Genomic DNA, 1,522 nt, shown 5'->3' with positions numbered 1-1,522 from the left:
GAGTCGCGAAACGTCCGCCGACGTGACGTAAGCGATCGGTGCGCAATGCTCTAGGGATTTCGTATTCGCTTACTTTGACCTCTTATAGGAAGAATTTCGGAAATAGTGCTGGCATTCCGTGGTCGGATTCGATCCAATCCGCTCGCTATTCGACGTCTGTACAAGACCATGACCAAGCCGGTGGCGCGGGTGCGAGGCCCTCGCCTGGGGCCCGGCTGATCGTCCGCTCCGTGCGGCGGGTCCCATGGCGGCGGACATCTCCGGCATGTCGTGAGGCGCGGCGCGAGCTCGCGCGCCGCCGGAGATGACGTCATGCCGCTGACCACGGTGCTCGCCGATCGGGATAGCTATGCCGCTGGTACGATCCTCCGCAAGCTCTTCCGCGTGATCTCCCGAGACGCAGCCCGCCGGATCCACTCCCTGGGCCGCCGCAAGCCCGCCTTCCTGGACGGCGAAGACGTCGCCGCGGAGGTGCTCCTCGAATTGCACCTCGGGGCGAAAGCCGGGCGCATTCGGGTCTCCAATGAGGGCGAGTTGACCGGGCTCGCGCTTCGCATGGTCCACCTCAAGGTACTGGAGATCCGGCGCCGGGCGAGTGCACGCCGTCGCGGAGGTCGCGGGCGGATAAAACCCCCCGTCGCAACTCCTTCGACCCCTCGCGGGGATCCGGAAGCCGAGGCGTGTCCAATGTTTGAAATGGTAAACTTGGACGAGGTAACCGACCGGCTCTTCGATCCGACGCCGAGTGCCGAGCGACTCGCCTCGATGCGGGAGGAAGCGGCTCGATTCGCCGGCCTGATCCCCGATCCCGCCTGGATCGAGATCGTCCGGTGCCGCATGGAGGGATACACGATCGAGGAGACCGCCGAACGGACCGGCCTCTCGGTCGGCTTCATCGAGCGAAAACTCAGAATCGCCAGGGGGGCCCTCGATTCGAGGTCGACGAGGTCGTCCGACCGCCTCTGAGGTCGGTGCCGAGAGGCGTGGTTACCCTTCCCACGCGACGCGGCCAGCAATTTTGTAAAAATTGAGAGATTTCTGAAGGGCTCCGGGCGGATTTGGCAGTTTATAAAGATAGAGGGACCTGTGATCTCGCCCCTTCCGCCGCCCCGGGCCGGTTCCCGGCGGCATCGGCGGATGAGCCCCCCCGAGGCAATCGGCGGGGCTGATCCCCGAGCATCACATCCGTCGTCGCATCGGTGATCGTCGGTCGGGCTGGGGCAGTTCTACCCGGCCCTCCAGATCCAGTGATCGCCTCCAGGCCGCCGACCGGGATGGATAGCAATCCCCCGATCCCCGGCCCGGGTCGTCCTCCGTTCATCGAGGTATCCGCATCCGCGCACGGCTTGATCGTGCGCCCCCGATCGGCGTGCGCCATCTTTGCGCGGCGCCGATGCGGGGCTCCGGGATCGTCCGCGCCCGAGTCCATCCTGCACCGAAGGAACGCACCATGAGCCGTCGCCCGAGCTTCACGGAGCACCGCCGGAACCGACTCGCCCGCCGCCTCAACCTGGAGGACCGG

At 65.9% G+C, this 1,522-nt stretch carries 1 protein-coding gene; it reads left to right on the top strand.

What is annotated here, in order from left to right; all coding sequences use genetic code 11:
• The first annotated feature begins 312 nt into the window (after nt 1–312).
• Entirely contained in the window at nt 313–966 is a 654-nt protein-coding gene (locus G6O54_RS36830; protein WP_165236103.1) for an RNA polymerase sigma factor, read from the top strand.
• Nucleotides 967–1,522 lie beyond the last annotated feature (556 nt).

Origin of the sequence: Aquisphaera insulae, from assembly GCF_011064615.1 — a bacterium.
Lineage (GTDB): Bacteria > Planctomycetota > Planctomycetia > Isosphaerales > Isosphaeraceae > Aquisphaera > Aquisphaera insulae.
The sequence above is the reverse complement of the archived record's forward strand: the minus strand, read 5'-3'. Positions and strand labels throughout refer to the sequence as shown.